This window comes from Phocaeicola salanitronis DSM 18170 (assembly GCF_000190575.1).
Lineage (GTDB): Bacteria > Bacteroidota > Bacteroidia > Bacteroidales > Bacteroidaceae > Phocaeicola > Phocaeicola salanitronis.
In genome coordinates, this window is record NC_015164.1 from 3,169,838 (window position 1) to 3,180,000 (window position 10,163).

The window sequence follows — 10,163 nt, forward strand, 5'->3', positions numbered from 1 at the left end:
TTACTTTATTGGAAAATTTAAACAGGCTCTAAAATCGCAGCAAAGATAGGTGGCATGCGGGATAGGTTGTGCCTTCATTAGGCTTGTATAAGTCTTTTTGAGTTCCCTCAACCATGCTTGCTTTGTGTGAAATGCGTTTGAATACTGTTAAATGATATATGTCCATTGCGATGAAATATATGTATTTATGGTAAAACAAAATTGATTTGCGAAAATAATGCATGTAGTAGAGACGTCACATTGTGGCGTCTTCCTTTCCGCAAGGTTGATGATAGATGTTTCGGTATGTGAGCATATTGCGGATGTATTCAGAGATGCCACAATGTGACGCCTCTACTGAAAACAGATTTTTAGAAGCTGTTTTGAATTTATCGTGCGATGATTTGGGATGAGTTTTTGAGGCATTTTCGCTTCTGTGATGAGGAAGATAGCGGGCTATCTGACGAAGAGCAGGAGCGAAAAGGACCAAAAAATCGCCCAAAGCACACACGAAAACGGATACATCAAGCCAAGAAAAACTTTTTGGAGAAATTCAAAACAGCTTCTTAAATATTCGCAATTCATTTTAAGGCTGCTTGCTTGGAATATAGGACTTTCTTTGCTGCGTCAGAATATTAATGGTTAATGGGTTGAAATATCCATATACAGGTTTCCGTAGACAATGTAGCCGGAATAGCTGAAACTGAATGTATCATCTACTGTTTTTTCTCCCGAAAAAGTCAGGCGGGTATAATCGTCTTCTGTCACTTCCGTCAACGGGAGGTTGTCTATCACAATGGAGCTGTAGCCTTTAATCACGTTGTTCAGCGTTATGCTGCCTGTCTTGAGGTCTCCGCTATGGAATGTTGCGGAAGCATCTCCCGATACCGTTTCTCCGTCTATGGTTGCGGAAAGAAGATTCTTTTCATTGCCGGGTGCATAAGTTCCGTTCAGGTAGTTCCCTAATTCAATGCCTTCATTTTCATCATCACAGGATACGAATGTCATAGGACTGAGGCAAAGGCCTATGAATAGAAAATACGTTAAACCTGTGAGTAATAGTCTCATTCTTTTCATTGTTTTACTTGTTTTTGGTTTGCTGCAAAGTTAGATACAACGAGTAAAACCAGCAAGAAAGCGGCCTTGATTTCAGTTTAACATAATGAATTAAAACATTATTGAAAATCAGTATGTTGTGAATGGATTTAATAGCTCAATCTGTACATTGTATTTCAGAGTTCCCAAATCCAAGAGTCGAAGCTCTTTTTTTCGGAAGAAATGCCAAGGTGTGTGTAGATTTTCTTTTTCAAGCGAGACTTGGAAGTAGAAACCGATGCGGGCGAAATGGCTAAAAGCGTAGCAATTTCGCTGACGGAGAAATGCAGCTTGATCAGGCAGCAAAGCAGCACTTCGTATTCGCTTAAGGTGGGGACAGCAGCGAGCAGGCGTTTGCCGAAGCCGGCATAAACCGTATCGGTAAGCTGGCAGATGCGGTTTCGCTCCTTATCGGTCAGGCAAACAGGTTTCTGATGCAACGCCACGAGATAGGGGTGCGTTTCGAGCACCAGTGCGGACAACTGGTCTCTGTGTGACTTCAACAGGTTTAATTCTTCGGCGTTCGAATCCGCCTTATGCGTTGATTTGTGTGTGGAGATTTCGTTTTGCAGCCGTTCGTTGTTTTGATGTAAGGTTTGGTTTTCTTCACGCAGCGATGCAAGTGTTTCTTGTAGTTCTTCCATTTGTTCAGTAGCTTCCCGGTTCTCGGCGATTCGTGTTTCCAGTTCTGCAATGTACGTGTTGTTTCGGGCAATGAGCCGTTTGTTGTCATTCAACTGTGTAGTCAAGCGGTTCAGTTCCGCATTTTTCCGGCGTATCGTTGTTTTCCGGTAATATAAGAAATAGATGACGGCTCCTGTCAGGCAGAGAACGGCAATAATGCTCAGTAAGAACAGGCGTGTAGCGTGATAGGTTAGTCTTTGGTTTTTATTAATAAGTTTTTGGTGTTCGTATTTTTCTTTATAGGCAATGATAGCTTCGCTTTTATCTAATGCATAGACTGAATCCTGATAGAATAATAAGGAATCGCAGAAATCGGTCATATATTGTCGGTAGGCGGGCTGATGGCTTAGAGACAATAATGCATCGTACACTCCTGCAAGTGTGTAGACATTGGACGTATGCAGGGCTTTCCTTAAATAATAATAAGCTGAATCATATTTTTCCAGACAAAAGAAGGTTTCACCTAACCCGTAATAATCTTGAATGGAAGTTGTATCGCTTTTGAGAGCTTGTTTTTCTAAAGCTAAAGCTTTCTCGTATTCTCCTAAAATAAAATAGACATCTGCCAATTCGCTTTCTAAAGAGTAGAAAGGTTCATGTATGCTGTCTCGTATCTGAATGGCATGGTTGTAGGAGTGGATGGAACGTTCGTAATCCCCTTTTACAGCATACGTTCTACCTAAATATTGTAAAGAAGTCATTTCATACCGCTTGCAAGAGTCTTTCACGGCATAATCGTAGGCTTCCTGAAAGGCTTCCAGGGCATAGTCGGTCAGGTCGCGGTACACATACAGGTTGCCCAGCGAGGACATCACCAGGTATCCTAACTTATCGTCATCGGTTTTCTCCATTTCCGCTTTCGCTTCTAAAAAATAATCCATGGCTTCCGTGATATGCTTCAGCTCGTAGTTGACGTTTCCCATATAGAGTGCCGACATGGCTTTGCGGCGGGCGTTGTCCGTAGGGCGATAGTATTCGTAGGCGATGCGGATCAGGGAATCGGAACAAAAGGGAAGCATTTGCTTGTATCGGGCTTGCGTCACCAAGAGGCACCACAGGGCGTGCTGCTCTTTAGCATGTGCATCGGGCTTGGGCATCGTTTCGAGAATGTGCAGGGCACTGTCGGGACGGTCGAACATCACCGCTTCCGCCTGTGCCAGTTCGGGCAGGGGCGTATCTTCTGCTGGGCGTGTGCATCCCAGAAACAGGCATGCCGCCATCAGGCTGATGAGCAAAAGAGATAAGTGAGCTGTCTTCATGTTGTCTTTGGTTTCCGCAAAAGTACGGAAATACCCCGACTTCATAGAAAGATAAACATGGATTAACGTGTAATTAACGCAGATTTACCGATGCGCCTTGCCGTGTTTCTCTTTCGGGCATCCGGCGCATCCGGAACATCCGCAGCCGCAACCCGGTTTCTTCTTCTTGAAGAACTTCAGGAAGTGACGCCCTGCGCAGACAGCGCAGAGCAGCACGATGATATAAACAAGAATGTCTTGTATGTCCATAATTTGTTAAGTATAAGTTGATATAGATGATTCAGGGAACACATATTGTACTTGTCACGTCCTGTCACAATTGTCACGCCGGATTTGTAATCCGAAACCGTTTGCTGGTGATGCGGATTACAAATCCGCAAGGTTAATTACGCTGGATTGCAAATCCAGCGTGACAAAAAAGTTAAAAGCCTCTGTGAGCCTCTGTGCTCTCTGTGGTGAAATATCAACAAAACAACCTCCCTATCTGGTACACCGCGAACGAGACGAGCCATGCCAGTGCCGTGGTGTAGCAGGCGGCGAAGGCTGCCCACTTCCAGCTTCCCGACTCGTTCTTGATAGCCGCTATCGTAGCGATGCAGGGGAAGTATATCAGCACGAAAAGCATGTAGCCGTATGCCACCAGGGGCGTAATGGGGATGCGTTCGGAAAGGTTGACGTTTTCGATGTCCTCCTCATTCGTATAGAGAACCCCCAGCGTGCTTACTACCAGCTCCTTGGCTCCTACGCCCGACAGCAGCCCGATGCCCATCTTCCAGTCGAATCCCAGCGGTTCGATGACCGGCTCGATGGCTTTTCCTATCTTGCCGATGTAAGAGTTCTCCTGCTGTTCGGCGGTGGTGCTGTAGGCGTCATGGTTCGGATAATATCCCAAAAACCAGATGATGACAGACGCTATCATGATGATGCCTCCCATTTTCTTGAGGTATTGCGCGCCTTTCTCCCACGTGTGGCGTGCCACGGATTTTGCCGTAGGCATGCGGTAGGGGGGAAGCTCCATGACGAACGGGGCGTCTTCGCCTTTTACGATGAACTTGCTGAAGACACGCGCCATGAGCACCGCCAGCAGGATGCCGATGGCATAGAGCGAGAGCAGTACCAGACTGGCACGGCTGGGGAAGAAGGCGCCTATCAGCACCAGGTAGATAGGCAGGCGGGCGCTGCACGACATCAGCGGATTGATGAGCATCGTGACCAGCCGCGCCTTGCGGCTCTCGATGATGCGTGAGGCCATGATGGCGGGCACGTTGCATCCGAAACCCATGATGAGCGGGATGAACGACTTGCCGTGCAGCCCCATCTTGTGCATGATTTTATCCATGATGAACGCCGCGCGCGCCATGTAGCCCGTATCTTCCATAAACGAGATGAAGATGTAGAGCAGCAGGATGTTGGGCAGGAATACGATGACGCCTCCCACGCCTCCGATGATGCCGTCGATGACCAGGTCCTTGAGCGGTCCGGCGGGCATGTAGTGTTCGGCAAGCGAGCCTATAGCCCCTACCAGCCACTCAATCCATTCCTGCGGATAGGCTCCGAGGGTGAAGGTGCACTCGAACATGACGTAAAGGAAGAGGAAGAAAATGGGAAAGCCCCAAATCTTATGGGTCACGATGCTGTCTACCACGCGGGTGAAGGCTTCGGTATGCTGGTTCTTCTCTACGTAAGTCTCTTTCAGCGCGCCCGAGATAAAGCCGTATTTGGCATCGGTGATGGCCTGTTCGCTGTCTTCGTTCATCGCCCGGCGGATGCGTTCGGCTTCCTTGTCGCGTGTCTGGATGACCTCCGTGCCGTTGGGCAGGGTCGAGATGACGTGCTGCTCGATATCCTTGTCGTTCTCCAGCAGCTTGATGGCGAGGAAGCGGGTGGAGTATTTGTAACGGATGTTCTCGTTTTTGCAGATTTCTTTCTTGATGGCTTCGATGCTCCGTTCCAGCTCCGGCCCGTGGTTGATGTGGATGTGGCGGATGTAGCTCTTGGCATCGGCAGATTCGTGCACTTCTTCCGCGTTGCTCCCGAACTTATGGTCGGGCACGTAGCGGTCGTGCCATTCGCGGAACTCGCGCATGGCTTCGCCTCGTATCTCTTCTTTCTGCCCCATGAAGTCGGCGCCTTCGTATAACCCGATAATCACATGGAAGAGGGTGTCGATGCCTTTTCCCGTACGGCTTACCGTAGGCACCATGGGCACACCCAGCAATTGTCCCAAGGATTTGTAATTGAGCGTGTTGCCGCTATGTTCCAGCGCATCGTACATGTTGAGTGCCACCACCATGCGCACGTTCATGTCGATAAGCTGGGTCGTAAGGTATAAGTTGCGCTCCAGGTTGCCTGCATCTACCACGTTGATGATGACGTCGGGGGTCTGCTCGATGATGTGCTTGCGCACATATAGCTCTTCGGGGCTGTATGCCGAGAGCGAATAGGTGCCGGGCAGGTCTACCAGGCGGAAGTGATAGCCCTGGAAATCGAAGTGTCCGGCTTTGGCATCCACCGTTACGCCACTGTAGTTGCCCACGTGTTCGTGCGCGCCCGAAGCTACGTTGAAAAGTGAAGTCTTTCCGCAGTTCGGATTCCCTACCAGTGCCACGTTGATGGTGCGGCGTTTGCCTTGCGCGATTTCGCGCAGCTTTTCGTCCGATACCGGAATGTCTTCAGCTATGGGATTGAGCACTTCGGTTTCTTTTATCGAAGCGCGTGCCTCCTCTTCACTCACTACTTCTATCATTTCCGCTTCCTGGCGGCGCAGGGAAATTTCGTATCCCATTATCTTGTATTTGATGGGGTCTTTCAGCGGAGCGTTCAGGATGACTTCCACCGTTTTCCCCTTGATGAAGCCCATTTCGATGATGCGCCGCCGGAATCCTCCGTGTCCCATCACCTTGATGATGACTCCTTTTTCGCCTGTTTTAAGTTCTGATAATCTCATGTCTTGTTATTTTGCCGCAAAGATATAAGATAGATTCTTGCTGTGCAAGTTATTTAGATTGTTTTTAAATAGAATGCAATCAAGTTGCATGCAACTTCGTATAGAGATGCAATTATGGGCAATAAGAATGTAGAAATTCAAAACGGTTTCTTAGTAGAGACGTCACATTGTGGCGTCTCTACAGTATGTATGATTTCCGCAAATCCATATTTATCCTCGCATATAAGTGCGTTGGCAAACGTATGCGGTCGCGTACGCCGATGCATGCGTATGCGATGACGTACGCATGCGTTCGTGTTTGTTGCCTCGTGCGCCCCCGTTTCTGTCCGCATTCCGTTGCCTGTTTTTCTATTCCTGCTTTTACGTGCGCACGCGCGAAATTAAATAATGGTATGTGATATCAGGTATCCTGATTCCAAGGAAAAGAAAAATATCTATTGCAATAGCTTGTATTTCAGATACTTTATGACGTTGTTTGAAAAAACTTTCGAAAAAAAGTGTCCGATGTCTTGCAGTTTCTGAAAAAGTCTGTACCTTTGCACTCGCTTTCCGGAAGGGACGCCCCCTGAGAGGGGCTGTAACGGTAAGGGAAGCGACGTTCTATGAGATTATTTGGATAGGAACAACGTAGTACGATTCAAGGAAAGGAAAAGAGACGTCAATTCAAGAGACGAACGGGAGCCAGTCGACAGGATTCATTTAAAAGAAAAAAGATATTCTACAATGAAGAGTTTGATCCTGGCTCAGGATGAACGCTAGCTACAGGCTTAACACATGCAAGTCGCGGGGCAGCGGGGGTCTAGCTTGCTAGGCTTGCCGGCGACCGGCGCACGGGTGAGTAACGCGTATCCGACCTTCCGCACACTCCGGGCCAGCCTTCCGAAAGGAAGATTAATCCCGGATGGTATGGCGTGGCTGCATGGCAGCGCCATTAAAGGAGCGATCCGGTGTGCGATGGGGGTGCGTTCCATTAGCTTGTTGGCGGGGTAACGGCCCACCAAGGCGACGATGGATAGGGGTTCTGAGAGGAAGGCCCCCCACATTGGGACTGAGACACGGCCCAAACTCCTACGGGAGGCAGCAGTGAGGAATATTGGTCAATGGGCGAGAGCCTGAACCAGCCAAGTAGCGTGGAGGATGACTGCCCTACGGGTTGTAAACTCCTTTTATAAGGGAATAAAACCTCCCACGTGTGGGAGCTTGTATGTACCTTATGAATAAGCATCGGCTAACTCCGTGCCAGCAGCCGCGGTAATACGGAGGATGCGAGCGTTATCCGGATTTATTGGGTTTAAAGGGAGCGTAGACGGGATGTCAAGTCAGCTGTGAAAGTTTGCGGCTCAACCGTAAAATTGCAGTTGAAACTGGCTTTCTTGAGTGCGTTCGAGGCAGGCGGAATTCGTGGTGTAGCGGTGAAATGCATAGATATCACGAAGAACCCCGATTGCGAAGGCAGCCTGCTAGGCCGCAACTGACGTTGATGCTCGAAAGTGCGGGTATCAAACAGGATTAGATACCCTGGTAGTCCGCACGGTAAACGATGGGCACTCGCTGCCGGCGATATACTGCCGGCGGCTTAGCGAAAGCGTTAAGTGCCCCACCTGGGGAGTACGCCGGCAACGGTGAAACTCAAAGGAATTGACGGGGGCCCGCACAAGCGGAGGAACATGTGGTTTAATTCGATGATACGCGAGGAACCTTACCCGGGCTTGAACTGCGGATGCATTGCGCGGAAACGCGCAAGTGGGCAACCACATCCGTGGAGGTGCTGCATGGTTGTCGTCAGCTCGTGCCGTGAGGTGTCGGCTTAAGTGCCATAACGAGCGCAACCCCTTCCGCCAGTTGCCATCAGGTTATGCTGGGGACTCTGGCGGTACTGCCATCGTAAGATGCGAGGAAGGTGGGGATGACGTCAAATCAGCACGGCCCTTACGTCCGGGGCTACACACGTGTTACAATGGGGGGTACAGAGGGCCGCCATCCGGCGACGGAGCGCCAATCCCTAAAGCCCCTCCCAGTTCGGACTGGAGCCTGCAACCCGGCTCCACGAAGCTGGATTCGCTAGTAATCGCGCATCAGCCACGGCGCGGTGAATACGTTCCCGGGCCTTGTACACACCGCCCGTCAAGCCATGAAAGCCGGGGGTGCCTGAAGTGCGTAACCGAAAGGGGCGCCCTAGGGTAAAACCGGTGATTGGGGCTAAGTCGTAACAAGGTAGCCGTACCGGAAGGTGCGGCTGGAACACCTCCTTTCTGGAGCGGCTTCCGTTCCGGTGGCGTCCTGCCTTTTCGGCGTGCCGTTGTTCCCCTCCTTATATATGATATGAAACAGAGGTTCAACGCCAGTCCTATAGCTCAGTTGGTCAGAGCGCCACACTGATAATGTGGAGGTCGGCAGTTCAACTCTGCCTGGGACTACGGTCTTGGGGGATTAGCTCAGCTGGCTAGAGCACCTGCTTTGCAAGCAGGGGGTCAACGGTTCGAATCCGTTATTCTCCACTGTTAGAAAGAAGTTCTATGACATGATGTGACAAGCAATAAAGAGAAACGAGCGCTTGCAGGCTATTCTGCAAGCATCAGCCAGAGGTATATGCCCGCTCTCTTCCGGAAGGAAGAGCGAGCGGCGGCGTAAGTAGATAAGGGCGCACGGCGGATGCCTTGGCTCTCGGAGGCGATGAAGGACGTGACAAGCTGCGAAAAGCCGCGGGGAGGCGCACATGGCCCTTGATCCGCGGATCTCCGAATGGGACAACCCGTCATGCTGAAGGCATGACATCCCGCCTGAGGCGGGAGGCCAACGCGGGGAACTGAAACATCTTAGTACCCGCAGGAAAAGAAAACAACAGTGATTCCCCCAGTAGCGGCGAGCGAACGGGGAGGAGCCCAAACCGCGCGTGTTACGGCACGCGCGGGGTTGAAGGACCGCGACACCGCAAGAAGCAAGGCGAATGGAACGCGCTGGAAAGCGCGGCCGTAGAGCATGAAAGCTGCGTACATGAAGCCTTGCGAAGCGTAGCGGCATCCTGAGTAGCGCGGGGCACGTGGAACCCTGCGTGAATCTGCCGGGCCCATCCGGCAAGGCTAAATACTCCCGAGAGACCGATAGCGAACCAGTACCGTGAGGGAAAGGTGAAAAGCACTTCGGACAGAAGAGTGAAAGAGACCCTGAAACCGTGCGCCTACAAGCGGTCGGAGCACGCAAGTGTGACGGCGTGCCTTTTGCATAATGAACCTACGAGTTCCCCTGCTTGGCGAGGTTAAGCGCGATAAGGCGCGGAGCCGGAGCGAAAGCGAGTCTGAAAAGGGCGTCAAGTCATGCGGGGGAGACGCGAAACCAAGTGATCTACCCTTGTCCAGGATGAAGTCCGGGTAACGCCGGATGGAGGTCCGCACCGATAAGCGTTGAAAAGCTTCCGGATGAGGCGAGGGTAGGAGTGAAAGGCCAATCAAACTTGGAGATAGCTCGTACTCCCCGAAATGCATTTAGGTGCAGCCTCGCGGTAATTCGGCATGAGGTAGAGCGACTGATAGGATGCGGGGGCTTCACCGCCTGCCAAGTCCTGACAAACTCCGAATGCATGCCGCATGTTCCGCGGGAGTGAGGGCACGGGTGCTAAGGTCCGTGCCCGAGAGGAGAAGAATCCTGACCGCCGGCTAAGGCCCCGGAGTGGCGCCTGAGTTAATCTAACGAAGTCCGGCCCCCGAGACAGCTAGGATGTTGGCTTGGAAGCAGCCATTCATTTAAAGAGTGCGTAACAGCTCACTAGTCGAGGTGCCGGGCGTGGATAATAATCGGGTATAAGGCGCCCGCCGAAGCCGCGGGATACAGAGTATCGGTAGGGGAGCATTCCATCGGCGCCGAAGGCGCTCCGTAAGGTGCGCTGGAGCTTATGGAAAAGCAAATGTAGGTATAAGTAACGATAAAGGGGGTGAGAGGCCCCCTCGCCGAAAGACTAAGGTTTCCTGATCAACGCTAATCGGATCAGGGTAAGTCGGGGCCTAAGGCTCAGCCGCACGGCGAGGCCGATGGACAAACGGTCAACATTCCGTTACTGGCGTCCGGTGTGACGCGGTGACGCGGCTGTGACACTGCCGCCCCCTGACGGAATAGGGGGTTTAAGGGTGTAGGAGCCGATTCCCGCAGGCAAATCCACGGGAAGATCCGAACCTGAAAGTACGGCGCGCCCTCCGGGGCAAGCC

At 51.1% G+C, this 10,163-nt stretch carries 5 protein-coding genes, 2 tRNA genes and 2 rRNA genes (1 of these 9 cut by a window edge); 5 read left to right on the forward strand and 4 right to left on the reverse strand.

Translation table 11 applies throughout. From position 1 onward, the window contains the following. Positions 1-378 precede the first annotated feature (378 nt). Positions 379-549 carry a hypothetical protein gene (locus BACSA_RS20270; protein ID WP_158098033.1) on the forward strand — a complete coding sequence of 57 codons (171 nt, stop codon included), beginning with the start codon at positions 379-381 and terminating at the stop codon, positions 547-549. A 72-nt stretch (positions 550-621) separates the two neighbouring features. Here BACSA_RS20270 and BACSA_RS13640 read toward each other — a convergent pair whose 3' ends face one another. The 4 genes from BACSA_RS13640 to feoB all read right to left on the reverse strand — a co-directional run bounded on the left by BACSA_RS13640 (position 622) and on the right by feoB (position 5,964). After that, positions 622-1,047, reverse strand: a complete 426-nt coding sequence (locus tag BACSA_RS13640; protein ID WP_013618620.1) for a DUF4925 domain-containing protein — start codon at positions 1,045-1,047, stop codon at positions 622-624. 164 nt (positions 1,048-1,211) lie between these two features. Continuing rightward, a complete protein-coding gene (locus tag BACSA_RS13645; protein WP_144005229.1) occupies positions 1,212-3,017 on the reverse strand; it encodes a tetratricopeptide repeat protein in 1,806 nt (601 codons plus the stop codon). Positions 3,018-3,101: 84 nt separating this feature from the next. Further along, complete coding sequence (locus tag BACSA_RS19455; RefSeq protein ID WP_013618622.1) at positions 3,102-3,266, reverse strand: FeoB-associated Cys-rich membrane protein; 165 nt, start codon at positions 3,264-3,266, stop codon at positions 3,102-3,104. Positions 3,267-3,480: 214 nt separating this feature from the next. Further along, a complete protein-coding gene (gene feoB, locus BACSA_RS13650; RefSeq protein WP_013618623.1) occupies positions 3,481-5,964 on the reverse strand; it encodes a ferrous iron transport protein B in 2,484 nt (827 codons plus the stop codon). A 720-nt stretch (positions 5,965-6,684) separates the two neighbouring features. On the opposite strand from feoB, the gene BACSA_RS13655 reads away from it, so the two are divergent. From BACSA_RS13655 to BACSA_RS13670, 4 genes are all read left to right on the forward strand, one after another. Then, positions 6,685-8,216: ribosomal RNA gene (locus BACSA_RS13655) — 16S ribosomal RNA — on the forward strand. Positions 8,217-8,307: 91 nt separating this feature from the next. Next, positions 8,308-8,381, forward strand: a tRNA-Ile gene (locus tag BACSA_RS13660). A 7-nt stretch (positions 8,382-8,388) separates the two neighbouring features. Next, positions 8,389-8,462: transfer RNA gene (locus tag BACSA_RS13665), tRNA-Ala, on the forward strand. Between the two features lie 127 nt (positions 8,463-8,589). Continuing rightward, positions 8,590-10,163 (forward strand): 23S ribosomal RNA (locus tag BACSA_RS13670) (it continues 1,305 nt past the right edge of the window). The 16S and 23S rRNA genes sit together here with 2 tRNA genes alongside, the layout of an rRNA operon.

Bases quoted from the DNA above. Each gene is read 5' to 3' on its own strand.
- BACSA_RS20270 (WP_158098033.1), top strand. From the start codon at position 379: ATGATTTGGGATGAGTTTTTGAGGCATTTTCGCTTCTGTGATGAGGAA.
- BACSA_RS13640 (WP_013618620.1), bottom strand. From the start codon at position 1,047: ATGAGACTATTACTCACAGGTTTAACGTATTTTCTATTCATAGGCCTT.
- BACSA_RS13645 (WP_144005229.1), bottom strand. From the start codon at position 3,017: ATGAAGACAGCTCACTTATCTCTTTTGCTCATCAGCCTGATGGCGGCA.
- BACSA_RS19455 (WP_013618622.1), bottom strand. From the start codon at position 3,266: ATGGACATACAAGACATTCTTGTTTATATCATCGTGCTGCTCTGCGCT.
- feoB (WP_013618623.1), bottom strand. From the start codon at position 5,964: ATGAGATTATCAGAACTTAAAACAGGCGAAAAAGGAGTCATCATCAAG.